At 69.9% G+C, this 25,502-nt stretch carries 22 protein-coding genes; 9 read left to right on the top strand and 13 right to left on the bottom strand.

All coding sequences use genetic code 11. The features are described 5' to 3' along the window. Positions 1-61: 61 nt before the first annotated feature. Positions 62-937: an AraC family transcriptional regulator gene (locus ABCR83_RS20195; RefSeq protein ID WP_462696486.1), complete on the top strand. Its 876-nt coding sequence runs from the start codon at positions 62-64 to the stop codon at positions 935-937. Positions 938-968: 31 nt separating this feature from the next. Here the strand turns inward: ABCR83_RS20195 and ABCR83_RS20190 are convergent, their stop codons facing one another. The 3 genes from ABCR83_RS20190 to ABCR83_RS20180 all read right to left on the bottom strand — a co-directional run bounded on the left by ABCR83_RS20190 (position 969) and on the right by ABCR83_RS20180 (position 4,644). Next, on the bottom strand, positions 969-2,492 hold the full coding sequence (locus tag ABCR83_RS20190) for a polyamine aminopropyltransferase (protein WP_462696485.1): 1,524 nt from the start codon (positions 2,490-2,492) through the stop codon (positions 969-971). A gap of 49 nt (positions 2,493-2,541) precedes the next feature. After that, positions 2,542-3,144, bottom strand: a complete 603-nt coding sequence (locus ABCR83_RS20185) for a DUF2617 family protein (protein WP_462696484.1) — start codon at positions 3,142-3,144, stop codon at positions 2,542-2,544. A 336-nt stretch (positions 3,145-3,480) separates the two neighbouring features. Then, positions 3,481-4,644, bottom strand: a complete 1,164-nt coding sequence (locus ABCR83_RS20180; RefSeq protein WP_462696483.1) for an aminotransferase class I/II-fold pyridoxal phosphate-dependent enzyme — start codon at positions 4,642-4,644, stop codon at positions 3,481-3,483. Between the two features lie 242 nt (positions 4,645-4,886). Between ABCR83_RS20180 and ABCR83_RS20175 the strand changes: the two genes are divergently transcribed. Beyond that, positions 4,887-6,095: a hypothetical protein gene (locus tag ABCR83_RS20175; protein ID WP_462696482.1), complete on the top strand. Its 1,209-nt coding sequence runs from the start codon at positions 4,887-4,889 to the stop codon at positions 6,093-6,095. Between the two features lie 38 nt (positions 6,096-6,133). Here the strand turns inward: ABCR83_RS20175 and ABCR83_RS20170 are convergent, their stop codons facing one another. Both ABCR83_RS20170 and clpB read right to left on the bottom strand, forming a co-directional pair. Then, a complete protein-coding gene (locus tag ABCR83_RS20170) occupies positions 6,134-6,667 on the bottom strand; it encodes a YbjN domain-containing protein (RefSeq protein ID WP_462696481.1) in 534 nt (177 codons plus the stop codon). Between the two features lie 114 nt (positions 6,668-6,781). Then, complete coding sequence (gene clpB, locus ABCR83_RS20165) at positions 6,782-9,409, bottom strand: ATP-dependent chaperone ClpB (protein WP_462696480.1); 2,628 nt, start codon at positions 9,407-9,409, stop codon at positions 6,782-6,784. Positions 9,410-9,608: 199 nt separating this feature from the next. On the opposite strand from clpB, the gene ABCR83_RS20160 reads away from it, so the two are divergent. From ABCR83_RS20160 to ABCR83_RS20150, 3 genes are all read left to right on the top strand, one after another. After that, positions 9,609-10,181, top strand: a complete 573-nt coding sequence (locus ABCR83_RS20160) for a Uma2 family endonuclease (RefSeq protein WP_462696524.1) — start codon at positions 9,609-9,611, stop codon at positions 10,179-10,181. 29 nt (positions 10,182-10,210) lie between these two features. Further along, the gene (locus tag ABCR83_RS20155; RefSeq protein WP_462696479.1) at positions 10,211-10,615 is read left to right on the top strand and encodes a pyridoxamine 5'-phosphate oxidase family protein; all 405 of its coding nucleotides are present in this window, start codon (positions 10,211-10,213) and stop codon (positions 10,613-10,615) included. Positions 10,616-10,717: 102 nt separating this feature from the next. Beyond that, positions 10,718-11,458 (top strand): Clp protease N-terminal domain-containing protein, encoded by a 741-nt coding sequence (locus tag ABCR83_RS20150; protein WP_462696478.1) that lies wholly within the window; start codon positions 10,718-10,720, stop codon positions 11,456-11,458. Between the two features lie 6 nt (positions 11,459-11,464). Here the strand turns inward: ABCR83_RS20150 and ABCR83_RS20145 are convergent, their stop codons facing one another. Together ABCR83_RS20145 and ABCR83_RS20140 are read right to left on the bottom strand one after the other, a co-directional pair. After that, a complete protein-coding gene (locus ABCR83_RS20145; protein ID WP_462696477.1) occupies positions 11,465-11,959 on the bottom strand; it encodes a nuclear transport factor 2 family protein in 495 nt (164 codons plus the stop codon). Positions 11,960-12,174: 215 nt separating this feature from the next. Next, positions 12,175-13,083, bottom strand: coding sequence for a LysR family transcriptional regulator (locus tag ABCR83_RS20140; RefSeq protein WP_462696476.1), 909 nt, complete (start codon positions 13,081-13,083; stop codon positions 12,175-12,177). Positions 13,084-13,247: 164 nt separating this feature from the next. Between ABCR83_RS20140 and ABCR83_RS20135 the strand changes: the two genes are divergently transcribed. Next, positions 13,248-14,021 carry an SDR family NAD(P)-dependent oxidoreductase gene (locus ABCR83_RS20135; RefSeq protein ID WP_462696475.1) on the top strand — a complete coding sequence of 258 codons (774 nt, stop codon included), beginning with the start codon at positions 13,248-13,250 and terminating at the stop codon, positions 14,019-14,021. Positions 14,022-14,204: 183 nt separating this feature from the next. Here the strand turns inward: ABCR83_RS20135 and ABCR83_RS20130 are convergent, their stop codons facing one another. Genes ABCR83_RS20130 through dnaK form a run of 4 tightly spaced genes read right to left on the bottom strand, consistent with a single transcriptional unit; the run spans position 14,205 to position 18,448 of the window. After that, complete coding sequence (locus ABCR83_RS20130) at positions 14,205-14,669, bottom strand: heat shock protein transcriptional repressor HspR (protein WP_462696523.1); 465 nt, start codon at positions 14,667-14,669, stop codon at positions 14,205-14,207. A gap of 12 nt (positions 14,670-14,681) precedes the next feature. After that, a complete protein-coding gene (dnaJ, locus tag ABCR83_RS20125; protein WP_462696474.1) occupies positions 14,682-15,866 on the bottom strand; it encodes a molecular chaperone DnaJ in 1,185 nt (394 codons plus the stop codon). Positions 15,867-15,908: 42 nt separating this feature from the next. Next, on the bottom strand, positions 15,909-16,556 hold the full coding sequence (gene grpE / locus ABCR83_RS20120; RefSeq protein WP_462696473.1) for a nucleotide exchange factor GrpE: 648 nt from the start codon (positions 16,554-16,556) through the stop codon (positions 15,909-15,911). Next, entirely contained in the window at positions 16,553-18,448 is a 1,896-nt protein-coding gene (dnaK, locus tag ABCR83_RS20115; RefSeq protein WP_462696472.1) for a molecular chaperone DnaK, read from the bottom strand. The genes grpE and dnaK overlap by 4 nt, the downstream gene beginning before the upstream one ends. A 263-nt stretch (positions 18,449-18,711) precedes the next feature. Between dnaK and ABCR83_RS20110 the strand changes: the two genes are divergently transcribed. The 3 genes from ABCR83_RS20110 to ABCR83_RS20100 all read left to right on the top strand — a co-directional run bounded on the left by ABCR83_RS20110 (position 18,712) and on the right by ABCR83_RS20100 (position 24,244). Further along, positions 18,712-20,991 (top strand): (Fe-S)-binding protein, encoded by a 2,280-nt coding sequence (locus tag ABCR83_RS20110; protein ID WP_462696471.1) that lies wholly within the window; start codon positions 18,712-18,714, stop codon positions 20,989-20,991. A 198-nt stretch (positions 20,992-21,189) separates the two neighbouring features. Then, complete coding sequence (locus ABCR83_RS20105; protein WP_462696522.1) at positions 21,190-22,107, top strand: Yip1 family protein; 918 nt, start codon at positions 21,190-21,192, stop codon at positions 22,105-22,107. Between the two features lie 160 nt (positions 22,108-22,267). Beyond that, positions 22,268-24,244: a PA14 domain-containing protein gene (locus ABCR83_RS20100; protein WP_462696470.1), complete on the top strand. Its 1,977-nt coding sequence runs from the start codon at positions 22,268-22,270 to the stop codon at positions 24,242-24,244. A gap of 48 nt (positions 24,245-24,292) precedes the next feature. Here ABCR83_RS20100 and ABCR83_RS20095 read toward each other — a convergent pair whose 3' ends face one another. After that, on the bottom strand, positions 24,293-24,790 hold the full coding sequence (locus ABCR83_RS20095; RefSeq protein WP_462696469.1) for a phosphoribosyltransferase: 498 nt from the start codon (positions 24,788-24,790) through the stop codon (positions 24,293-24,295). A 33-nt stretch (positions 24,791-24,823) separates the two neighbouring features. After that, a complete protein-coding gene (dcd, locus tag ABCR83_RS20090; RefSeq protein ID WP_462696468.1) occupies positions 24,824-25,399 on the bottom strand; it encodes a dCTP deaminase in 576 nt (191 codons plus the stop codon). Positions 25,400-25,502: the final 103 nt, after the last annotated feature.

Genomic DNA, 25,502 nt, shown 5'->3' with positions numbered 1-25,502 from the left:
GTGCATGACGTCCACGCTAAGCACGCCGCACCGCCCGATCCAGGTACCCTGGCGACCAGCCATGGTGAAAAACCGACACTCAGAGATCGTCGAGCTCACCTACCAGCCCCCGCCCGGCACCCCGACGGGCCTGGAGGTGATGACCGTCGCGCAGCTGCGCGCCCGGGCGCCCGAGGGGCTGCTGCCCCGGCCCCAGCGGCTGGACTTCCACCAGATCGTCGCCGTCGGCTCCGGCGCCACCGCGCACACCGTCGACTTCACCGGCTACTGGCTGACCGAGGGCTCGGTGCTGTGGGTGCGCCCCGGCCAGGTCCAGCAATTCGGTGACGCGTCCGCGATCGAGGGCACCGTGATCCTCGTCCAGCCCGGCTTCCTGCCGCCCGGCACGGCCGTCGCGGCGACGGCCGACGACCCCTTCCGCCCGGTGCTCCGGCAGCCGGCCGGCGCGGACCGCGAAGCGGTCTTCCGCGCCGTGCGGCACCTGGCGACGGACTTCCGTACCGGCAGACGCCTGCCCCCCGAGGTCCACTCGGACGTCCTGCGGCACCTGCTGTCCGTGCTGGTGCTGCGCCTGGCGCACCTCACCACGCCGGTGGGCAGCAGCGTCCCGGCTCCGCCGGAGGCGTTCCTGCGCTTCCGGGCCGCCGTCGAGCGCGACTTCGCCGTCAGCCACCGCGTCACCGACTACGCCCGGGCGCTGGGCTATTCGCCGCGCACCCTCTCGCGGGCGACGCTGGCCGCCGCCGGGGTGGGGGCCAAGGAGTTCCTCGACCGGCGGGTGTTGCTGGAGGCCAAGCGCCTGCTGGCACACAGCGGGCTGCCGGCGGCCCGGATCGGTGAGCGGCTCGGCTTCGACGACGCCGCCAACTTCTCGAAGTTCTTCCACCTCCGCGCGGGCCTGTCCCCCGGCGCGTTCCGCGCATCGCTGAACACCTGAGCGCCCGGCACACCCCTGGGGCGCCCCGGCCCTAATACCGCGGATGCATCAGCGTGGACGGCAACACCCCTGCCTCCCAGGTGTGTTCGGCGGCCGGCGCAGCCGCGGCGAGCGCGTCGGGCGTCAGCGACCGCAACCCGGGCCGCTCCCGCGGCAACCGCAGGGCCACCGGCGTGCGGGAGGCCAGCAACAGCCCCCAGTCCCCCACCCGGTACGGCGCGGTGCGCAGTCCGACCGAACGCACCGTCGCATCCACCGTCCAGAAGGTGTGCGGACCCGCACCGAATCCGCCGCCGTGCACCGCGACCCGGCCGCCCACCGCCAACTGCCGTGCCACCAGCCCGTAGAACTCCTGGGAGTACAGCTTGGCACCGGCCGCGCTCAGCGGGTCGGGCAGATCGCAGATCGCCACGTCATAGGAGTCCGCTCCGCTCTCCCGGCGCCCGCGCAGCCACTCGAAGAGGCCCGATCCGGCCACCGACACCCGCCGGTCCCGGTAGGCGTCCTGGTTGAGCGCGGCGAGCCCGGGGTCGGAGCGGGCCAGGCGCACCACGGTGGAATCGGGCTCAACGACGGTCACCGAAGCCACATCCGCATAGCGCAGCACCTCGCGTACGGCGAGTCCGTCGCCACCGCCCAGCACCAGGATCCGTCGGTGCGGGCCCGCCATCGCGGGGTGCACAAGCGCCTCGGGGTAGCGGAAGCCATCGCCGCCGCCGACCCGCAGCCGCCCGTCCAGGAAGAGCGAGAGCGGCCTGCCGCTCGCGCCGCCGCCGGTGAGCACCACCTCCTGGAGGCCCGTCTGTACGGCGATCCGTACGTCCGCTCCGTACACCGCATGCCGTGCGGCCCGCTCGAACGAGCCGGTGAGCACCGAACAGACGGCGAGCAGCACCAGCACCAGACCGTTGGCGACGACCAGCACCCAGCGCGCCCGGACGCTCAGATCACGGCGGAAGAGCCAGAGCACCAGCGCCCCGCCCGCGACGGCGTTGACCGCGCCGGTCACCAGCGCGCCCGTCAACTGCCCCAGCACCGGCAGCAGCAGAAAGGGAAAGGCGAGCCCGCCGACCAGCGCCCCCACATAGTCGGCGGCGAAGAGATCGGCGACCGCGCCGCCCGCGTCCTGCCGGCGGATGCGCTGGATGAGGGTCATCAGCAGCGGCACCTCGGCCCCGATCAGCACCCCGATGGCGAGCGAGAAGCCCACCAGGGCGAGCCGGGCCTGGCCGTACCAGGCGAAGCAGGCGTACAGGGCCATGGCCGACAGCCCGCCGAGCAGCGCGAGCACCGCCTCGACCAGTGCGAACCCGACCGCCGCGCGGCCGCGCAGCCGCTTGGCGAGCAGCGAGCCGATGCCCATGGCGAAGACCATCACCGACAGCACGACGGACGCCTGGGTGACCGAGTCGCCGATGAGGTACGAGGCCAGGGCGACCAGTTCCAGCTCGTACACCAGCCCGCAGGCGGCGCAGATGAAGACGGTGGTCAGCACGAGGAGGCGGCCGAGCCCGGCCGGTACGGGCAGTCGCGCTGGTACCGGACGGTAGATCATGCGGGAACGCTACGTCACGATCCAGCAACTTCCTGTCACCCACAAGAGTTCAATGCTCATGGTCCCCGGGCGAGTTGAGGCCCGCACCCTGCACCGCGGACCCGGCCCCCGAGGCGCCCGGGGCACCGGCACCCAGCGGGGCGCAGCCGATCCGCACACCCACCCGGGTGCGGGTGACGACCAGCCGCCCCTCCTGCGGATAGGCGTGCCAGGTGCGCCAGCTGACCTGCCCGTCCCGTTGTTGAGCAAGCAGCGCGGTGAACGCGTGCGGGCTGCCGGGAAACGTTCCGGCCAGGCCCTGTGGATGCTCGGCGACCAGCGCCAGCAGCTCCTGCGCGCGCCCCGCGAACGAACAGCGCGAGAGCGTCTCGACACGCGCCGCGAACTCGTACTCCCAGGCGCCGACGCGCTTGGCGACGCCCAGCGGGAGGGGGGTGCTGCTGCCGGGTATGCAGGCGACGGTCTCGGAGCACACTCCGCCGTCCTCCTTGAGAAGTACCTGGTGGGAGGCGCCGAGCAGCCTCAACTGGACGGATGACCCGGCGAATTGGAGATCCATGACGGCCAGGGCCGGGAGGGGTTCTCTGCCGAGACACCACGCGAGATCCGCCGCGCGGGTGTCGGTGTAACCGGTCTTGAGGGTGGTGAGCATGGGGTCGGCTCCGCGAGCGAGCAGTGGAGGGTGGTGCCGGCCCGCCCCGAGGAGGACCAGGCCTTCGAGTGCACCGGCTCATGCCCACATTGGAGGGTCCTGGTTCCGCTTGAGGGGTTTTCAAGGAAATCCGAGGAGCTTCCTCTGAACGTGGCGCTGAATGAGAGAGGAGCATAAATCTAGCGGCGCGTACCGCAGTTTTACCCATCATCGGCGATTTTCCATCCGCCCGTGGGGGGGGACAGTTCAAACGTTCAACAAAATAACGCCCGGCGGGAGTTGGAACTCCGCCGGGCGCATATGCGGCTTAGCATGGGCCACTTGCAAATCCCCAGATCAAACCGCCTTTACCAACTTCTCAACGGCCTCCCGGACCGACTCCTCCCGCTTGCAGAACGAGAATCGCACCAGATGGGACGGGGCGCCGGGTCGCACATAGAAGGCGGTCGTCGGAATGGCCACCACCCCGGCGCGCAAAGAGAGTTCGCGGCAGAATCGCACGCCGTCCCCGTGCCCCCACGCGCGGATGTCGGCCTGCAGGAAATACCCGGCGTCCGCGCGATAGGGACGCAACCCGGCGCGCGCCAGTCCCTCGCTCAGCAGGTCACGATTGCGCCCCAACGTCCGCCGCAACTCCGCCGCCCACTCCTCCACGCCCCCCAACATCCGTGCCAATGCCTCCTGATAGGGCGTTCCCGAGGCATAGGTCAGAAACTGCTTCACCCCCGCGAGGGCCGCCACCAGCCGGGCCGGCCCGCACACCCAGCCGATCTTCCAGCCCGTGACGCTGAAGGTCTTGCCCGCCGAGGAGATCGTCAGCGTCCGCTCCCGCATGCCCGGCAGCGCGGCGATCGTCCGGTGCTCCCCGCCGTCGTAGACCAGGTGCTCATACACCTCGTCGGTCACCACGATCAGATCGTGCTCCAGCGCCACCCCGGCGATGACCGCCAACTCCGCGTCCGTGAACACCTTGCCGGTCGGATTGTGCGGCGTGTTCAGCACCAGGATCCGGGTGCGCGGCGTGACGGCCGCCCGCAGCGCGTCCGCGTCCAGGACGAACCGGTCGCCCGCCACCGCCAGCGGCACCCCGGTCAGCGTCGCCCCCGCGAACCGGGCGCCCGCCGGATAGGCGTCATAGCAGGGGTCAAAGGCCAGCACCTCATCGCCCGGATCGCACAACCCCAGCAGCGCCGCCGCCAGCGCCTCGGTGGCCCCCGTGGTCACCAGCACCTCGTCCTGCGCCCGGTACTCCAGCCCGTACCGCCGCAGCTGGTGCGCGGCGATCGCCTCCCGCAGCACCGGGAAGCCATGGGCGGGCGGGTACTGGTTGGCGCCCCCGAGCAGCGCCGCCGCAGCATCCTCCAGCAGCGCGCGCGGGGGCGCCAGTTCCGGCACCCCCTGGCCCAGGTTGACCGCCCCGGTGCGCTTCGCCAGCTCCGTCATCTCCGTGAAGACCGATGTGCCCAGGCCCGCGACCCGCGCCGCCGGCTGCCAGTCCATGACCATGCGGTCCCTCCCCAATCCGTTCCGTCCAGACCTTGATCCGCACCCACCCTAGGTTCTGTCCGGGGATCCGGCCCCGGTGCCGCCGAGTGGGTGGAAGCCACGCCCCGTACGGGCGTGACGCACCGCGCGCGCGAGGCACGGGCCGCATGGTCGATATGCCCGCCCGTCGGGTTCAGGGCGTGTCCGATGGGTCGGCACGGGCCCTGGCCCCCTCCGCCCGGTATGGAGGTGCCCCCGTGTCAGCCGACACCGCCGTGCCCCTACAAACCCCCGAGCCGCGCCGCGTCCCCCACGGCGGCAGCACCCCCCGCCTGGACCGCGTCCGCGAAGCACTGCGCCGGGCCGCACCCGCGCTGGGGCTGTACGCCGCGGCCCGGCTGACCGGAATGGCCGCCATGGCCACCTGGGCCTGGGCCATCGGCCGCCACCCGCGCACCCTGCTCGGCCACTCCTGGGACGGCATCTGGTACGCGGGCATCGCCCGCGACGGCTATGGGCTGGTCCTCCCGTCCCCCACCACCCGCGGCGTGATCTTCAACGACCTGGCGTTCTTCCCGCTCTTCCCCGGCCTGGTGCACGCCGTGGCGACCGTCCTGCCGCTCACCGTCGTCACCGCCGGACTGCTGGTCGCCTGGGCCTCGGCCACCGCCGCCGCCTGGGGCATCTACGCCGTCGGCGAACAGCTGCACGGCCGCCGCACGGCCACCCTGCTGGTCCTCCTCTGGGGCCTGCTGCCCAACGCCATCGTGCAGACCATGGCCTACACCGAGTCGCTGCTGACCGCCCTCGCCGCCTGGGCGCTCTATGCGACCCTCACCGGCCGCCGCATCTGGGCCGGCCTCCTCGCCCTGCTCGCCGGGCTCTCCCGGCCCAACGCCATCGCCGTCGCCGCCGCCGTCGGCTGCGCCACCACGCTCGCCCTCTGGCGCGACCCGCGCACCCGCACCGACTGGCGGACCTGGACCGGCGCCGCCCTCGCCCCGCTCGGCTGGACCGGCTATGTCATCTGGGCCGGATACCACTCCGGCGACGGCCCGCTGGGCTACTTCGACATCCAGCGCCGCTGGGGCTCCCGCTTCGACTTCGGGGCGGACGCCTTCAGGTTTGTCCGCCACCTCTTCATCGGCCGCGACTACCTGGCCTACTACGGCGCCCTGATCATCCTGGCCGTCGCCCTGGTCTCGCTGGTCTTCCTCGCCCTGGACCGGCCGCCCGCCGCGCTGCTCTGCTACGTACTCGTACTGTGCGTGATCGCCGTCGGCGGCTCCAGCTACTTCGCCTCCAAGCCGCGCTTCCTGCTCCCGGCCTTCCCGCTACTGCTCCCGCCGGCCCTGGCCATGGCAAGAGCCCGGCCGCGCACCGCCATCGTGACGGCGGGCGCGCTGGCCGGGCTCTCCTTCGTCTACGGAACGTATCTGCTGACGATCGCCCGCATCCCCATGTAATGCCCTGACGTAACGCCCCGGTGGTAACCGCCGAGCACCTACGCCTCGTCGTCGGGCTTGTCCTCATCGCCCTCGATCTCGGCCTCCAGCCCCAGCTGCTCCACGAGCCACTTGTCGAACTCGATCGACGCCCGCACCCAGCTGACCGTGCTGGACACAAAGTGCTCCAGCGCGACACCCACACCGATCAGCATCTGCGCCTCACCGATCAGGCGCATGGTGCCGTCGTCATTGGTGTGCGTATAGACCTTCGGCCACAGGGTGCGGCGGTTCCACTCGTCGATGGCCTCGAGGATCTTGGTCCGGTCCTCGAGGTCATGCGGCCGGTCGTAGAACGTCCGCACCGAGAAGACCTGCTGCTCCTCCTCGCCACGGAACATGAAATACGTACGGAACTGCTCCCACGGCGCCGCGAGGTCGCCCTCGTCATCGACGAGGTACTTCAGCTCCATCTGCTCCAGCAGCTGCTTGACCAGGTCCTGGTCGGGGATGACGGGCCCCGCCGGGCCCCCTTCGGGCTGCGGCTCGGGCTGGCCCCCGAAATTCGGAATCGAGGACGGGTCGATGCTCACCGTGGATTTCCCTTCGTACGGATACCGCCATCCTCCCTCACACCCGCCCCCGCCCCGCAACCCCTGGCGTACGCGTCTCTCACCCGGCGGCTTTCCGGCTGCACAGGCCACGCCCTACGCCGTCGTCACCGACAGCCCCTCGCCCCAGCCCGGCACCCGGTCCACCCGCACCGTGTCACCGTCCCGGACCTCGCCCGCCAGGATCGCCCGCGCCAGCTGATCACCGATCGCGGTCTGCACCAGCCGCCGCAGCGGCCGGGCACCATAGGTGAGATCCGGCGCCTGGCCCTCGGCATCACGCCCCAGCGAGGCCAGCCAGCGCAGCGCGCCCTCGCTCACCTCCAGCGTCAGCCGCCGCTCGGCGAGCCGCCGCTGCAACCCGTCGATCTGGATCTGCGCGATCCGCTCCAGCTGGCCGACGCCCAGCGGGTGGAAGACCACGATGTCGTCGAGCCGGTTGAGGAACTCGGGCCGGAAGGAGGCCCGTACGGTCTCCAGCACCCGCTCCTTCTTCTGCTCCTCCTTGAGCAGCGGATCGGCCAGGAAGGCCGAACCCAGGTTGGAGGTGAGGATCAGGATGACATTGCGGAAGTCGACCGTCCGGCCCTGCCCATCGGTCAGCCGCCCGTCGTCCAGCACCTGCAGCAGGATGTCAAAGACCTCGTGGTGCGCCTTCTCCACCTCGTCCAGCAGCACCACGGTGTACGGGCGGCGGCGCACCGCCTCGGTCAGCTGCCCGCCCTCCTCGTAGCCCACATAGCCGGGCGGGGCGCCGACCAGCCGGGCCACCGAGTGCTTCTCGCCGTACTCGCTCATGTCGATGCGGACCATCGCCCGCTCGTCGTCGAAGAGGAAGTCCGCCAGCGCCTTCGCCAGCTCCGTCTTGCCCACCCCGGTGGGCCCCAGGAACAGGAAGGACCCCGTCGGCCGGTCCGGGTCCGCGATCCCGGCCCGCGACCGGCGCACCGCGTCGGACACCGCCCGGACGGCCTCCTCCTGCCCGATCAGCCGCTTGCCCAGCTCCCCCTCCATGCGCAGCAGCTTCTGTGTCTCGCCCTCCAGCAGCCGCCCCGCCGGGATGCCCGTCCAGGCGGCCACCACCTCGGCGATGTCGTCCGGCCCGACCTCCTCCTTGACCATCAGGTTCCGGGCGGACGCCTCCTGCTCGGCCGCCGCCTCGGCCTGCGCGGCCTCCGCCAACTCCCGCTCCACCGCCGGGATCTCCCCGTACAGCAGCTTGGAGGCGGTGTCGAAGTCGCCGTCCCGCTGCGCCCGCTCGGCCTGGCCGCGCAGCCCGTCCAGCCGCTCCTTGAGCTCACCGACCCGGTTGAGGGACTGCTTCTCCTTCTCCCAGCGCGCGGTGAGCCCGCGCAGCTCCTCCTCCTTGTCGGCCAGGTCACGGCGCAGCTTGGCCAGCCGCTCCTTGCTCGCCTCGTCCGACTCGTTCTTGAGCGCCAGCTCCTCCATCTTCAACCGGTCGACCGCGCGCTGCAGTTCATCGATCTCCACCGGCGAGGAGTCGATCTCCATCCGCAGCCGGGAGGCGGCCTCGTCCACCAGGTCGATGGCCTTGTCCGGCAGGAACCGCGAGGTGATGTACCGGTCCGAGAGGGAGGCCGCGGCCACCAGCGCCGAGTCCGCGATCTGCACCTTGTGGTGCGCCTCGTACCGCCCCTTGAGCCCGCGCAGGATCGCGATCGAATCCTCCACGGAGGGCTCGGCCACCAGCACCTGCTGGAAGCGGCGCTCCAGCGCCGGGTCCTTCTCGATCCGCTCGCGGTACTCGTCCAGCGTGGTCGCGCCCACCATGCGCAACTCGCCGCGGGCGAGCATGGGCTTGAGCATATTGCCCGCGTCCATGGCCGAATCCCCGCCGGCCCCCGCCCCCACCACCGTGTGCAGCTCGTCGATGAACGTGATGATCTGCCCCTCGCTGGACTTGATCTCCGCGAGGACGGTCTTCAGCCGCTCCTCGAACTCGCCCCGGTACTTCGCACCCGCGACCATCGCCCCCAGGTCGAGCGAGACCAGCCGCTTGTTCTTCAGCGACTCGGGGACATCCCCCTTCACTATCCGCTGCGCCAGCCCCTCGACGACGGCGGTCTTGCCCACCCCCGGTTCACCGATCAGCACCGGGTTGTTCTTGGTCCGGCGCGACAACACCTGTACGACCCGCCGGATCTCATGATCCCGGCCGATCACCGGATCGAGCTTGCCGTCCCGCGCGGCGGCGGTGAAGTCCGTACCGAACTTCTCCAGCGCCTTGTAGGTGCCCTCCGGATCGGGAGTCGTCACCCGCTGCCCGCCCCGCGCCTTCTCGAACGCCGCCAGCAGCTTCTCCGCCGAGGCCCCCTGCTGCTCCAGCAGCTCGCCGGTGCGGCCGCCCTTGGCGGCCAGGCCGATGAGCAGGTGCTCGGTCGAGACATACTCGTCCCCCAACTCCCGGGCCCGCTGCGCCGCATCGGCGATCACCGCCAGCAGATCCCGGCTCGGCTGCGGCGGTGCCACGGTCGAGCCCTGCACGCTGGGCAGCGCGGCCAACTGCCGCTCGGCCCCGCCGCGCAGCGCGGCGGCGTCCGCCTCCACGGCGGCCAGCAGGTCGAGCAGGTTCTCGTTCTCCTGCCCGGCCAGCAGGGCCAGCAGCAGATGGGCGGGCGTCATATCGGCATGCCCGGCCGACACGGCCCGCTCCTGGGCGGCGCTCAGCGCCTCACGGCTCTTGTTGGTCAGCTCGGCATCCACGGCGACGCGGCCCTCCTTGGGTCTGTATTGCTGCCAGCAACGTGCAATAAGTTGAGTCTACCCAGCTCAATCTCTACCTGAGGGCATGTTACGGAGATCACACCCTCTCCTGCGAGTGAAACGGCCCGAAGAGGCCCCCGCCACCGCAGAAAGCCGGTCAGGCTGGCTTCCCAACACAAGGGGGTGCAGCATGACGGTTATGGCACACGAGCCGCCGCGCACGCAGGAAGAGACCCTCCTGGACTACTTCCTCGCCCTGGACACCCCCGAGGGGTTCCGGGCCGAGCTCATCGAGGGGGAGATCGTCGTGTCACCGGCGCCGGACGGCGATCACGAGCACTACTTCAGCCGTCTCATCAGGCAAGTGCTACACAAGTCAGCCACCGACATGGACGTCTCGGGCAACAAGGGCCTGAAGCTCCCGCGAAGCGGGATGTGCCCCAAGAACTACGCCATCCCGGACGCCACATTCGCCCCCCGGGAACTGAGTCTCTACCGTGGCGCGCCATCTTGGATGCCCCCCGACGACGTCGCCCTGGTCGTAGAGGTGACCAGCACCAGGGCCGACCGCGACCGCATCACCAAGCGGCACTGCTACGCCCTCGGAGGCATCCCCCTTTACCTCCTCGTGGACCGCGAGGAGAACACGGTGACCCTCTTCAGCGACCCCGAGGGCGCCGACTACACCGAGATCCACACCGTCGACTTCGGCAAGCCCCTCCCCCTCCCCGCCCCCTTCTCCTTCGACCTCGACACCGCCGACTTCCTCTGACCATCCCCCCCGCAACTACCCTGGCCCGCATGGCCCACGACCTGAACAACCTCCCCGACGCCTACCTCGCCTTCTGGCGAGAGCGCCACTTCCCCACCCTGACGACCCTCCGCCCCAACGGCACCCCGCATGTCGTCCCGGTGGGCGTCACCTTCGACCCCGGCACCCGCACCGCCCGGATCATCACCCGCAAGCACAGCCGCAAGGTCGCCAACATCCAGGCCGCCCCCGGCGGCGCCCGGGTGGCCGTCTGCCAGGTCGCCCCCGGCGGCACCTGGGCCACCCTCGAGGGCGTGGCCGTGGTCCGCGCCGAGGGGGACGCGGTAGCCGACGCCGTCGCCCGCTACGCCGAGCGGTATGGACGCACCCCCGCCCCCAACCCCGACCGCGTACTGATCGAGATAGCCGTCACCCGGGCCCTGGGCCAGGCCTGAACACCCCCGCATCGCGAACTGCCCCACCCAGTAGGGGCTTTGCCTCCCGCCACCGTCAACTTCCCGTTGACACACCCTGGACTGTCAACCTATGGTTGACGCATGGCGAATCCAGTCACCCCGACACACCCGATCCGGCTCGACGACCTGATCGAAGCCATCAAGAAGTCCCACTCCGACGCGCTCGACCAGCTCTCCGACGCGGTCATCGCCGCGGACCACCTCGGCGACGTGGCCGACCATCTGATCGGCCACTTCGTGGACCAGGCACGGCGCTCGGGCGCCTCCTGGACCGACATCGGCAAGAGCATGGGGGTCACCAGGCAGGCGGCCCAGAAGCGCTTCGTCCCCTCCGACCCCGACCCCAGCGAGGGGTTCAGCCGCTACACCATCCGCGCAAAGAACGTCGTGGTGGCCGCACAGAACGAGGCCCACGCCGCCCACAACGACACAATCGGCCCGGAACACCTGGTACTCGGGCTGCTGAGCGAGCCGGAAGGGCTCGCCGCGGCGGCGATCACGGCGCAGGGCGTACTGCTGGACACCGTCCGGCAGGAGGCGACCGCGGCGCTGCCGGCACCGGCCGAGCAGCTCCCCGCCCTCACCCCCTTCGACGCCGGGGCGAAGAAGGCACTGGAACTCACCTACCGCGAGGCCCTGCGCATGGGCCACAACTACATCGGCACCGAGCACATCCTGCTGGCGCTCCTGGAGTTCGAGGGCGGCACGGGCATGCTTACCGGCCTGGGCATCGACAAGGCCGCGGCCGAGGCGCACATCGCGAAGACCCTGAGCGCCCTCCTCCCCAACACCCCGCCCAACACCCCGAAACAGCAGCCCTGACGCCCATCAGGGCCGGGAGTCCGGCGAACCGGCGGACTCCCGGCCCTCAAGTGCGCTGAACAGCACGGGCAGTCGGTCCAACGCGTGGAACGTGCCGAGCGAGTCCATGTAATCGAGGGCGTGCACAATCAGGCCGTGCCGCACCCGCAGGATCAGCACCCCGGTGAGCGTGGCCGGGGAGCCCCCGGGCCCCGCCGTGGCGGTGGCGGCCCATTGCGCAACGATCACCTCGGGGTCCGCGGCGTCAAAGACCACCACATCATGGATCTCCTGAAGACGCACCGAGGTGGCCCCCCAGGCCTCCCGGTAACCGGCCCGGATCTCTTCCCGCCCCTGATAGCGATCCGGCCGCCCGGGGGTGAGGAAGGGGAACTCATGCACGGCATCGGGGGCATAGAGGTCGGCGAGGTCATCGGCAGACCAGGCAAGCATTGCGCGATGGTAGGCGGCCAGTACCTCGCGGGGGCCGCGGGCATGCTGCGGCAGGGATGATTCGGGCACGAGTGGGCTCCATCACTGAGTGGTGGTGGTGGGAGACGGCCCGGCCGGGGAGCGAGAGCTCGCGGGCCAGGCTCTGTCGATCAACAGTACGCCAGGCCACGCGGTGGTTGAGTGGTTCACGCATGAACCGGTATCGAAAACCCTCCAACTAGAGCCCGAATTATCCTGTTTGGCGGAAGGAAAGCGGGCCAAGTCGAAGCACGGACCAACAACCGCTACGCCGCCTCCGCCACCCCCGCCGTCAGCTCCACCGCGGTCCGTACCAGGCGGCCCATCCACTCCCCGCAGACACCGTCCCGCCAGGCGATCGCCAGCGCATACGGGCTGGCGTCGGGCACCGGGCGGTAGACGACGTCGGCCCGGGCGTTGCGCTCGGCCAGGGAGGCGGGGATCAGGGCGACGGCCTGGCCCAGGGCGACGGACTCCAGCAGTTGCGAGCTGTCGTGTACAACGGGGCCTGGAACGGGGGTAGTTGCTGGGCCGGGGTGTAGGTCCCGGCCCGCCCAGTAGTCGTGATCGGGCGCGGAGGCCTCGGGGCAGCGCGGCATGGGCAGGCCCATCAGGTCGCGGCAGCTCAACACCGCGCGCCGGGTCAGTTCATGGTCGGCCGGGAGGGCGGCGACCCTGGGCTCGGTGAGCAATGGCTCGTGGTCCAGCCCGCTCCAGTCGAAGGGGGAGCCCACCAGCGCCAGGTCGGCCCGGCCGTCGCGCACCATGGGCGCCTGCTCGCCGTACCCGCTCACGGTGATCTCCACCCGCGGGGCGCCCGGCACCCTGCTGAACGCCCCCACGATCCCGCGCAGCAGGTCCGTGGCCACCCCCGCCTTCGCCGTGACCACCAGGGTGGGCGTGGCGGGGCCCGCCCGGCGGGTGCGGCGGGCCGCCGCCGACATGGCGTCGAGCGCGCGCCCCGACTCCTCGAGCAGGGTCGCCCCGGCGACGGTCAGCCTGACCCGGCGGTTGTAGCGCTCAAAGAGCTGCACGCCCAGCCGCCGCTCCAGTTGGCGGATGGCCCGGGACAGCGGCGGTTGAGCCATTCCCAGCCGCTCCGCGGCGCGCGAGAAGTTGAGCTCTTCGGCCACGGACCGGAAGTAGAGCAACTCCCGTACCTCCAGATCGACCATACCCACAGGGTATGGCATCGGACCGAATCGGTCTTTCCGCAACTGACCGGTCACCTGGTGGAGTTGAGGTGTTCCACCAGGGCCAGGGCCTCACCAGGGCCCGCCAAGGCCCGCCAAGGCCTGCCAAGGTCCCACTGTCGATCGCACGCAAAGGCGGCGCCACCATGAGCAACCGGAACCGGCCACACCACGGCCAAGTCGCGCTGGTGACCGGCGCCAACAAGGGCATCGGGCGGGAGATCGCCCGGCGGCTGGCCGCCGAGGGGATGACCGTCTATCTCGGCGCCCGGGACGCCGGACGAGGCGAGGCGGCCGCGGCCGAGCTCGGCGGTGCCAGGGCCGGCATCCGGTTCGTCCGGCTCGATGTGACCGACGGGCAGCAGGTCGAGGCGGCGGTCAAGCGGATCGAGAAGGAGTGCGGGCGGCTGGACACCCTCGTCAACAATGCGGGCGTGGTCGTCGAATGGGGCGTCTCCGTCGAGGAGATCACCGCCGAGCAGATCCGGCGGGCCTTCGAGGTGAACGTCTTCGGCGCGGTCGCGATGACCCGGGCCTGCATCCCCCTGCTGCGCCGCTCCCCGGCCGGCCGCATCGTCAACCTGTCCAGCCCGCTGGGCTCGTTGAACCTGCTGAGCGACCCCGGCAACCCCATCTCGCAGCGCGGCCTGCTCGCCTACAGCTCCTCCAAGGCCGCGCTGAACGCGGTCACGGTGCTGTACGCGAACGCACTCCGCGAGACGGGGATCCGCGTCAACGCCGCGAACCCGGGGCTGGTGGCCACCGACCTCAACTCCGACTCGCCCTTCGACCGGGGCAGGCGTACGCCCGAGCTGGGAGCCGAAGTCCCGGTGGCACTCGCACTGCTGGGGCCGGACGGGCCGACCGGCACCTTCCGCGGCGACAACGACGGGGCGGCGGACGCGATCGTCCCCTGGTGACCGGCACCCCTCCACGAAAGGCACGAAAGGAATGAAAGGAACGGCAGATGACCGACCTCGACCAGAACAAGAAGCTCGCAACGGCCTTCTTCGACCTGGCCTTCAACGACAACACGATGTTCTGAGTACGGAGGGGTCTGAGTATGGACGGGGCCGGCCCCGTCCATACTCACCGGTCGCGACTCACCTATCGCGTCTGGGGCGCCAGACCACCAGGGCACTGGTCTGCTGTACGTCCTGGTACGGGACCAGGTCGCGGCGGTACGAGGCATGGACGGCGGCCTCGCGCTGCTGTATGGCCGCGGCCGCGCCGTCGACCACCGCCTGGAGTTCCGCGACGCGGGCGCCGAGCGCGGCGACCTGGTTCTCCAGCTCGATGATGCGCTTGATGCCGGCGAGGTTGATGCCCTCGTCCTGGCTCAGCTGCTGCACCTGGCGGAGCAGCTCGATGTCGCGGGCCGAGTAGCGACGGCCGCGCCCGGCCGTGCGGTCGGGGGAGACCAGGCCCAGGCGGTCGTACTGCCGCAGGGTCTGCGGGTGCAGGCCCGACAGCTGGGCCGCCACGGAGATGACGTACACCGGCGATTCATCGGTCAGCTCATACGGCTGTGCTGCTGCAAAGCGCCGGCTGCGACCGTCGCCGTCCATGGGGTTCACGGGTCACGCTCCCTTCGCTGCCTGGAAGAGCTCCGCGCGCGGGTCTTCGCCCGCGGTCGCGTCACGGTAGGTCTCCAGGGCCTCCCGGGCCTTGTCGGCGAGGTCCTTGGGGACCGTCACCTCCACGGTGACCAGCAGATCGCCGCGGGTGCCGTCCTTGCGCACGGCGCCCTTGCCGCGGGCTCGCATGGTGCGGCCGTTGGGGGTGCCCGCGGGGAGCTTGAGGGTGACCGGGGGTCCGCCGAGGGTGGGGACCTTGACCTCGCCGCCGAGCGCCGCCTCCGTGAAGGTGACGGGCACGGTGACGGTCAGATTGTCGCCCTTGCGGCCAAAGACCGGGTGGGTGCCGACGTGCACCACGACATAGAGGTCGCCGTTGGGGCCGCCGCGCTCGCCCGGTGCGCCCTTGCCGCGCAGCCGGATCCGCTGGCTGTCGGAGACTCCGGCGGGGATGCGGACCTGCATGGTGCGCGAAGAAGTGGCGCGCCCGCTGCCCTTGCAGGTGTCGCAAGGGTTCTCGGGGATCAGCCCACGGCCCTTGCAGTCGGGGCAGGGGTCGGTCAGCGAGAAGCCGCCGCCGGTGCCGCGGGACACCTGGCCGGTGCCGACGCAGGTCGGGCAGACCCTGGGCGTACCGTTTTTGTCGCCCGTGCCGGAGCAGGCCTTGCAGGCCGCCGAGGAGGACATCCGGAGCGGGACGGTGGCCCCCTCCACGGCCTCGGTGAAGCTGAGCGTCACCTCGGACTCGATGTCCTGGCCGCGGCGCGGCTGGGTGCGGGTGGTGCCGCCGCGGTTGAAGAGGCCGCCGAAGACGTCGCCGATCCCGCCGCCGCCGAAGCCACCGCCACCGGCCCCGCCCTGGGCGCCCCCGAAGAGGTCGCCCAGGTCGAAGTTGAACGAACCGCCGCCGCCCGGCCCGGGACGGCCCCCCCGATCAAAGAGGGCCCCGTTGCCGAAGAGGGTGCGCGCCTCGTCGTACTCCTTGCGGCGCTTGGCGTCGGCCAGCACGTCATAGGCCTCGGAGATCTCCTTGAAGCGCTCCTCGGCCGCGGCGTCGCCCTTGTTGGCGTCCGGGTGGTACTCGCGGGCGAGCTTCCGGTACGCCTTCTTGATCTCCGCCTCGGTGGCGTCCTTGGGGACGCCGAGGACCTTGTAGTAGTCCTTCTCGACGAAGTCCTTGGTGCTCATCCCCGGCGTCCCTCCTCCCGGTTCTTCCGGTGCGTCATCGCGTCAGCCCTCGTCCGGGCCACCGCTCTCCTCGTCCGCGGCCGTGCCGTCGCCTTCGGCGGCCCCCTTGGACTGGGCGCCCGGCTGGGGCTCGGCGACCGCGACCCGCGCGGGGCGGATCGTGCGCTCGCCGATCCGATACCCCGGCTGCAGAATCTGCACGCACGTGGTCTCGGTGACGTCCGGCGCATAGCTGTGCATCAGGGCCTCGTGGATCAGCGGGTCGAAGGGCTCGCCCTCCTTGCCGAACTGCTGCAGGCCCATCTTGGCGACGACCGTCTCCAGCGCCTCGGCGACGGACTTGAAGCCGCCGACGAGCTCGCCATGGTCACGGGCGCGGCCGATGTCGTCGAGCGTGGGCAGGAGTTCGGACAGGAGGTTCGCGACCGCGATCTCCTTGACCTGGACCCTGTCCCGCTCGACCCGGCGGCGGTAGTTCTGGTACTCCGCCTGGAGCCGCTGGAGGTCCGTGGTGCGCTCGTTGAGCGCCGCCTGGGCCTGGTCCAGCTGCGCCTGGAGGCCTACCTCGACCAGTTCCTCCCCGGCCGGGGCGGCACCCGCCTGGTCGGCGGGTGTGCCCTTCTCATCGGGGGCCGGGGTGTCGGAGGGGCCTTCAGGCTTCTCTTCAAAGCCCGGGTCCTTCTCCGTCACGCCGATGCACCACCCTTCGGCTTGCCGGGCTTCTCGTCGTCCACGATCTCGGCGTCGACCACGTCGTCCTCGGCCTTGGCCTGCTGGCCCGCACCGGCGGCACCGGTGGCACCCGCCTGGGCGCCGGCGGCACCCTGGGCGGCCTGGGCGTCGGCGTACATGGCCTGGCCGAGCTTCTGGCTGACCGCGGCGACCTTCTCGGACGCGGTGCGGATCTCGGCTGTGTTGTCGCCCTCGGCGGACTCGCCCTTGAGCTTTTCCTTCAGCTCGGCGACGGCGGCCTCGACCTCGGCCTTGACCTCACCGGGGACCTTGTCCTCGTTGTCCTTGAGGAACTTCTCGGTCTGGTAGACCAGCTGCTCGCCCTGGTTGCGGGTCTCGGCGGCCTCGCGGCGGCGGTGGTCCTCCTCCGCGTACTTCTCGGCCTCCTCGCGCATCCGGTCGACCTCGTCCTTCGGCAGCGAGGAGCCGCCGGTGACGGTCATCTTCTGCTCCTTGCCCGTGCCGAGGTCCTTCGCGGCGACGTGCATGATGCCGTTGGCGTCGATGTCGAAGGTGACCTCGATCTGCGGGACGCCCCGGGGGGCCGGCGGCAGACCGGTCAGCTCGAACATGCCGAGCTTCTTGTTGTACGCCGCGATCTCGCGCTCGCCCTGGTAGACCTGGATCTGCACGGACGGCTGGTTGTCCTCGGCCGTGGTGAAGATCTCGGAGCGCTTGGTGGGGATCGTGGTGTTGCGCTCGATCAGCTTGGTCATGATGCCGCCCTTGGTCTCGATGCCGAGGGACAGCGGGGTCACGTCGAGGAGCAGGACGTCCTTGACCTCACCCTTGAGGACACCGGCCTGGAGCGAAGCGCCGATGGCGACGACCTCGTCCGGGTTCACACCCTTGTTGGCCTCCTTGCCGCCGGTCAGCTCCTTGACGAGCTCGGCGACGGCGGGCATCCGGGTGGAGCCGCCGACCAGCACCACATGGTCGATCTCGGAGAGGCTGATGCCCGCGTCCTTGATGACGTTGTGGAAGGGGGTCTTGCAGCGCTCCAGCAGGTCGGAGGTCAGCTGCTGGAACTGGGCCCGGGTGAGCTTCTCGTCCAGGTGCAGCGGGCCCTCGGCGGAGGCCGTGATGTAGGGCAGGTTGATCGTGGTCTCGGTGGACGAGGAGAGCTCGATCTTGGCCTTCTCGGCGGCCTCGCGGAGGCGCTGGAGGGCCATCTTGTCCTTGGACAGGTCGACGCCGTGGCCGTTCTGGAACTGCTTGACCAGGTAGTCGACGACGCGCTGGTCCCAGTCGTCACCACCGAGGTGGTTGTCGCCGTTGGTGGCCTTCACCTCGACGACGCCGTCGCCGATCTCGAGCAGCGAGACGTCGAAGGTGCCGCCACCGAGGTCGAAGACCAGAATGGTCTGGTCGTCCTTGTCGAGACCGTAGGCCAGGGCGGCCGCGGTGGGCTCGTTGACGATGCGCAGGACGTTCAGACCCGCGATCTCACCGGCCTCCTTGGTGGCCTGGCGCTCGGAGTCGTTGAAGTACGCCGGCACGGTGATGACCGCGTCGGTGACCTTCTCACCCAGGTAGGCCTCGGCATCCCGCTTCAGCTTCTGCAGGATGAAGGCGCTCATCTGCTGGGGGTTGAAGTCCTTGCCGTCCAGGTTGATCTTCCAGTCGGTGCCCATGTGGCGCTTGACCGACCGGACGGTCCTGTCGACGTTGGTAACGGCCTGGCGCTTGGCGACCTCGCCGACCAGCACCTCGCCGTTCTTTGCGAAGGCGACGACGGACGGCGTGGTCCTGGCGCCCTCGGCGTTGGTGATGACGGTGGGCTCACCGCCCTCGAGAACACTGACGACGGAGTTCGTCGTACCCAGGTCGATGCCGACCGCACGAGCCATCTCTGATCCTCCATGAATTGAGTGGAACAGGCTCAAGGGTGCAACACGAATCCCAACCTGTCAACGGAGCTGAGTCAGGGGGGCTCAACTTTTATATCGGCCTTACGGTCAGCGGCGGACGCATCGGGTGCCACAAGGGTTGCCTGCGCGATGCAGATCACCGGCAAGGCGGGTTCAAGGGCCTGTGGATACTGGGTACTCTCGGCGGAGACCGGCTAAGTTACTGCTTAGTAATCCGCTCTCGCAGGTTCGAGGAGCCCGCCATGCAACTCGCCGCGATCATTGTGTCGCTGGCCCTAATCGCGGTCGGCTTCGCGCTGCTCGGCCGTGCCGTCCTACAGATCTACCGTCATATGCGGCTGGGCGGGCCCGTGCCGGCAGGCACCCGCACCGACGCCCCCGCGCAACGCACCGTCACGGTGGCCAAGGAGTTCCTCGGCCACACCCGGATGAACCGCTGGGGCGTGGTCGGCGTCGCACACTGGGGCGTCGCCCTGGGCTTCTTCTCGCTGCTGATCACGATCGTCAACGCCGTCGGACAGCTCTTCAAGGCCGACTGGCTGCTGCCGATCATCGGCGAATGGCTGCCATTCGAGCTCTGGGTCGAGTTCTTCGCCCTGGTGACGACCCTCGGCATCCTGGCCCTGATCGCCATCCGGCAGCTGAGCAGGCCGGGCAAGGCGGGCCGCAAGTCCCGCTTCGCGGGTTCCAACTTCGGCCAGGCGTACTTCGTCGAGGCCGTCATCCTCATCGTCGGCGCCTCGATCATCACGCTGCGCGGCCTGGAGGGCGCCCTGCACGGCGTCGGCTCCTACCAGGCCGGGTACTTCGCCTCGTACCCGCTGGTCGCGGCCTTCCGGGGGCTGAGCGTCGAGACGCTGCAGAACCTCATCTACCTGGTCGCCATGATCAAGATCGCGACCTCCTTCATCTGGATGATCACGATCTCGCTGAAGACCGACATGGGCGTGGCCTGGCACCGCTTCCTGGCCTTCCCCAACATCTGGTTCAAGCGCGAGGCCTCCGGCGACGTGGCGCTCGGCGCCCTCCAGCCGATGACCTCCGGCGGCAAGCCGATCGACTTTGAAGACCCCGGCGAGGACGACCAGTTCGGCGTGTCCCAGATCGAGCACTTCTCCTGGAAGGGCCTGCTCGACTTCGACACCTGCACCGAGTGCGGCCGCTGCCAGTCGCAGTGCCCCGCCTGGAACACCGGCAAGCCGCTGTCCCCGAAGATGCTCATCATGGCGCTGCGCGACCACGCACACGCCAAGGCCCCGTATCTGCTCGCGGGCGGCGGCAAGACGGCGGAGGGCGCGGAGAAGGCAACCGCCGAGCAGCTGGCGGACGTTCCCGCGGCCGCCCTGGCGGAGGCCGAGCGTCCGCTGATCGGCACCCTTGAGGCCGCGCCCAACGGCTTGGGCGGCGTCATCGACCCGGATGTCCTGTGGTCCTGCACCACCTGCGGCGCCTGCGTCGAGCAGTGCCCGGTCGACATCGAACACGTCGACCACATCGTCGACATGCGCCGCTACCAGGTGATGATCGAGAGCTCCTTCCCCTCCGAGGCGGGCACGATGCTCAAGAACCTGGAGAAGAAGGGCAACCCCTGGGGCCTCGCCAAGAAGCAGCGCCTGCAGTGGACCAAGGAGGTCAACTTCGAGGTCCCGGTCGTCGGCAAGGACATCGAGGACCTCACCGAGGTCGACTACCTCTACTGGGTCGGCTGCGCGGGAGCGCTCGAGGACCGCGCCAAGAAGACCACCAAGGCCTTCGCGGAACTGCTGCACATCGCGGGCGTCAAGTTCGCCATCATGGGCGGCGACGAGAACTGCACCGGCGACTCGGCACGGCGCCTGGGCAATGAGTTCCTCTTCCAGCAACTGGGCCAACAGAACGTCGAGATGCTCAACATGGCCTTCGGTGAAGATGCAGAGGAGGGCGTGAAGGTCGAGAAGGCCAAGAAGAAGATCGTCGCGACCTGCCCGCACTGCTTCAACACCATCGCCAACGAATACCCGCAGCTCGGCGGCGAGTACGAGGTCATCCACCACACCCAGCTGCTCCAGCACCTCATCGACGAGGGCAAGCTGATCCCGGTCACCCCGGTCGAGGGTCTGATCACCTACCACGACCCCTGCTACCTGGGCCGCCACAACAAGATCTACACCCCCCCGCGCGAGATCATCGCCAAGGTCCCGGGCCTGCGGAACGAGGAGATGCACCGCCACAAGGAGCGCGGCTTCTGCTGTGGCGCGGGCGGCGCGCGCATGTGGATGGAGGAGCGCATCGGCAAGCGCATCAACAACGAGCGGGTGGACGAGGCCCTGTCCTTGAACCCCGACATCGTCTCCACCGCCTGCCCCTTCTGCCTCGTGATGCTGACCGACTCGGTCAACGGCAAGAAGAACGACGGCAAGGCGAAGGAGTCGATCCAGGTCGTGGACGTCGCCCAGCTCCTGCTGGACTCGGTCAAGACCCCGGCCGAGCCGGCGGGCGACGGCGAATCGGCGGACGCGCCGGAGCCCGAGCCGGTGAAGTGACGGCCGCTGCCTGCGCCTGACGGCCGGTCCCCGAACGCCGCTTCGGGGACCGGCCCTTAAACCCCGACTTTTCCCCTAGGGCCCGACCTTTCCCCTAGGGGTTGTCACAGCTCTGCGGCAAAGCCCGGCCGGGCCACCCCGGCCGGGCTCCGCCATCTCTCCGGAGCGGGTACGTTCGAAGGCGTGGCTGGATTCAGGATGGGACGCGGACGGGACTCTCACGACCCCCGCCCCTCGCAACAGGGACAACACCCCGGGCAGCAGGCCCCGTACGGTGGCCGGGGCGACGCGCCCGGCGGTGGTCAGCAGTGGCAGCGGCCGGGCGGCCACGACGAGCCGGAGTACTTCGGCGGGGGTCCGGCGTACGGCCGGGACCAGGCCCCGCACGACCCGTACGCACCGCACGACCCCTACGCCCGGCCCGGCGACAACCCGGGACACACCCAGCAGTTCGGCATCGGCGAGGCGCCGGACGCCTACGCCCCCGACGCCCACCCCGGCCAGGGCGGGTACGACCCGTACGGCGAGGCCCAGACCTATGGCCCGGGCCGGCAGGCGCCGGCTCCGCCGACCGGCCCCAGGCTGCACTGGAAGGAGCTGCTGACCGGCATCGTGCTGCGTCCGTCCGCCACGTTCTGGCGGATGCGCGACCATGCGATGTGGGGCCCGGCGCTGATCGTCACCTTTGTCTACGGCCTGCTCGCGGTCTTCGGCTTCGACAAGGCCCGCAAGGACGTGCTGAACGCCACGCTCGCGAACAGCATCCCGCTGGTGCTGATCGCCGGTGTCATCGTCCTGGTCTCCGGCCTGATCCTCGGCGCGGTCACCCACACCCTGGCCCGGCAGCTCGGCGGGGACGGCATATGGCAGCCGACGGTGGGGCTTTCGATGCTGATCATGTCGATCACGGACGCGCCACGGCTGCTCTTCGCAATGTTCCTGGGCGGGGACAGCGGATTCGTCCAGCTGCTGGGCTGGGCGACCTGGCTGCTGGCGGGCGTGCTGTTCACCTCGATGGTGAGCAAGTCGCACGACATCCCCTGGCCCAAGGCGCTGGGCGCCTCGTCGATCCAGCTGATCGCACTGCTGGCGATCATCAAGCTGGGCACGCTGTAGCCCGACGGCCACATGGAACGGGCCCCGGCCGCGACGGGCACGATCGCGGCCGGGGCCCTCGCACGACCGGCCCCAACCGTCAAGCCAAGACGACTGGTTGCGAACTATCCCGTTATGGCAGGATCAACCCGGCGTTCCCCCCACATCCTTGCGCCACACGTTGCACAGCAAGGACTCACAGAATGCTCGGACGAAACGCCGTGCGCCGCGCCTCGGCCACGACGCTCGCTCTCGCCTCGGCTGCCCTGGGACTGACGCTCCCGGCGTCTGGAAGGCGGCCTTCTACCCCAACACCACCTTCCGCGGGGCCCCGAAGAAGACCGCCTGCGACAGCACGATCGACGAGAACTACGGCAAGGGCGCCCCGGCCGGGCTGCCCCGCGACAACTTCGGCGCCAGCTGGACCACCACCCGCGACTTCGGCTCGGGCGGCCCCTTCACCTTCTCCGCCGAGGCCGCCGGCGGCATCCGCGTCTACCTCGACAACGCCCGCAAGGTGGACCTGTGGAAGAACACCAAGGGCGCACAGAAGAAGTCGGTGCGGGTCACCGTCCCCAAGGGCAAGCACACCCTGCGCGTGGACTATGCCAACTTCACCGGCCCCGCGCGGGTGAAGTTCGCCTACACCCCCCTCACCGGCAAGGCCGATGACAAGGTCCGGCCGCTGGCCCCGGCCGGGCTGAAGGCGTCCTTCGACAAGAAGTCCGGCAAGGCGACGCTGAGCTGGGCGAGGAACAGCGAGCTGGACCTCGCGGGCTACCAGGTCCACCGCCGCGACCTGCCGCGCCAGGGCGCCCCCGGCGCCTGGAAGAAGATCAGCGGAGCCAAGCTCCTCACATCTCCCTCCTTCACCGACCGCCCGGCGGACAACGGCAACGGGTACGCGTACACCGTGACGGCCGTCGACAAGGCGGGCAATGTCTCGGGGCGGTCCGCCGACGCGAGGATCACCACGCCCGGGAAGCCGGTGCCGACCGACCCGGCGCCGTACGACCTGACCGCCTCGGCCGAGCCGAAGGGCGTCACCCTCTCCTGGCACGACAGCGGCCTCCCCGGCAACGGCTACCACGTCTACCGCGCCACCGGGCAGAGCGGCCCCTGGACCCGGCTGACCGCCAAGCCCCTGTCCTCGCCCGGCTACCTCGACGCCACGGCCCCGTACGACCGGACCGTCTTCTACCGCGTCACCCGGCTGAACACGGCGGGCAAGGAGAGCCGCCCGACCACGACCGTCCCGGCGACCCGTCCGAGCGCCCCGGACACCACCGCCCCGGCCGCCCCGCTCGGACTCAAGGTCACGGCCGACGGCCGGAAGGTCAAACTGTCCTGGGACCGCAACACGGAGCCGGACGTACGCGGCTACCACGTCTGGCGCCGGGCGGACCACACCAACAACTGGCAGCAGGCCGGGACCACTTGGACGGCCGACCTCACCGACTACACCGACGAGCCACGCTTCGACGGAACCGCCTACGACTACGCCGTCACCGCCTTCGACACCCACCAGAACGAGTCGCAGCGGTCCGCGTCCGTCCCCTTCGTCACCAAGGACCTCACACCGCCCGACATCCCGTTCGACCTCGCGGCGTACGGCGACTCGCAGGGCATCCACGTGCGGTGGGAGGTCAGCCGCTACAGCGACAACAAGGCCGCGGCCTGGAAGGTCTACCGGGCGGACGACAACGGCGAGCCCTTCGAGCTGGTGGCCACGGTGCACGGCCCCGAACTGGGCTACCTCGACCGTGACGTGCCGCCGGGCGCCGGCCGCGTCTACACCGTCACCGCCGTCGACGAGGCGGGCAACGAGTCCGAGCGCATCCGCCCGGCCGTGAGCGCCACGCGCCCGCGACAGCTCCCGAACGACCGGCCGGCCACACCGACCGGCCTGACGGCCACGAGCTCACCGGGCTCGATACGGCTCTCCTGGAACGCGGTCGCCGGGGACGGGGTGACGTACCGCCTCTACCGCTACGAGAACGGGCGGATCAACCCGGTGGTGGGCAACCCGCTGGACCGGCCCTCGTACCTGGACATCAAGGCGCTTGACGACACCTGGTACACATACAAGGTCGTGGCAGTCGACGCGAACGGCGTGGAATCCGACCTCTCCGAAGGCGTCCAGGCCAAGCGCGGCTGAACAAGGCCGGAGGCCCGGTTCCTGAGAACCGGGCCTCCGGGCGGCCGTTCACGCGTCGAGGACCTGCCCCTCACGCCGCACGACGGGCCGTTCAACACTCCACGGGAAGTTGATCCAAGCCTCGGTGCGCTTCCAGACGTACTCGCACTTCACCAGGGAGTGGGACTTCTCGTAGATGACCGCGGAGCGCACCTCGGCGACATGGTCGAGGCAGAAGTCGTGCACCAGCTTCAGCGTCTTGCCGGTGTCCGCCACATCGTCCGCGATCAGGACCTTCTTGTTCGAGAAGTCGATCGCGTTCGGCACCGGCGCCAGCATGACCGGCATCTCCAGGGTCTGGCCAACCCCGGAGTAGAACTCCACATTCACCAGGTGGATGTTCTTGCAGTCCAGCGCGTAGGCGAGGCCGCCCGCGACAAAGACGCCACCGCGTGCGATGGACAGGACGATGTCCGGCTCATAGCCGTCATCCGCGATGGTCTGGGCCAGCTCCCGGATGGCCTGCCCGAAGAGCGGGTAGGTCAGGTTCTCGCGCTTGTCACTCACTGTTGCTTCTTGCCCTGTCCTGCTTGGTCCTGCTCAGACCTGCGTGCGATGGAAGTTCTGAAAGGACCGCGAGGGCGTCGGCCCGCGCTGGCCCTGGTAACGGGAACCGTGCTTCGCGGACCCGTAGGGATGCTCGACCGGGGAGGTCAGCCGGAACATGCACAACTGCCCGATCTTCATGCCCGGCCAGAGCTTGATCGGGAGCGTTGCCATGTTCGACAGCTCCAGCGTCACATGACCGGAGAAGCCCGGGTCGATGAAGCCGGCCGTGGAATGCGTGAGCAGCCCGAGCCGGCCGAGGCTGGACTTGCCCTCCAGCCGCGAGGCGATGTCACCGGGGAGCGTGATGACCTCGTATGTCGAGGCGAGCACAAACTCGCCCGGATGCAGGATGAATGCCTCGTCGCCGTCCGGCACCACCTCACGCGTGAGGTCCGCCTGCTCCACGGCGGGGTCGATGTGCGGGTACCGGTGGTTCTCGAACACCCGGAAGTAGCGGTCCAACCGCACATCGATGCTCGACGGCTGCACCATCGATTCGTCGTACGGGTCGATCCGCACCCGGCCGGCATCGATCTCGGTCCGGATGTCCTTGTCTGAGAGAAGCACGGGTCGAGGATACGCGGAGAAGCCGGACAGCGAGGGCCCGGTCCTGAACGGACCCTGTTGGTTAATCCGGGCCCATGCGTGACGTCGGTTCCCAAGACCTGGT

This window comes from Streptomyces xingningensis, assembly GCF_054957865.1.
Note: the sequence above shows the minus strand (reverse complement) of the source record. Positions and strands in the feature narration are given on the sequence as shown.